A 391-nucleotide genomic window follows, 5' to 3' on the forward strand; every position below is an offset into this window, starting at 1 on the left:
TTAAATGGATCATACGGTGCTATATCAGATGCATACGATCAATATAAAGCTCTGAAAGGTTCTACATCGATAGTTCCACTCGGCCTAAATGCGGGCCAAGTTGAAACATTAAAATTAGCATATCAAAATCGACCAGCAAAATTCAAACTTGACTGGATTAACGAAGTGCTAAATCACACATTGCTTGCCTGTCCAATGTGCGGAGGATCTGGTGGGCGAACACTCGAGCACTACCTGCCGAAAACTCCTTACCCCGAGTTTGCAGTATTCAGCTACAACTTATTTCCATCATGCGGCAGCTGTAATTCAAAGCGTGGATCAAAGAACAAGCACTTAGCGTTTCCAGCACTGCTCCACCCCTACTTTGATGAAAAAACGCTTAATTCAATAG

At 42.7% G+C, this 391-nt stretch carries 1 pseudogene; it reads left to right on the plus strand.

Features of this window, described 5'->3' with window-relative positions:
• Positions 1-391: pseudogene (locus KMS84_RS39290) on the plus strand (hypothetical protein); the annotation flags it as partial.

Origin of the sequence: Streptomyces hilarionis, assembly GCF_024539675.1 — a bacterium.
GTDB lineage: Bacteria > Actinomycetota > Actinomycetes > Streptomycetales > Streptomycetaceae > Streptomyces > Streptomyces hilarionis.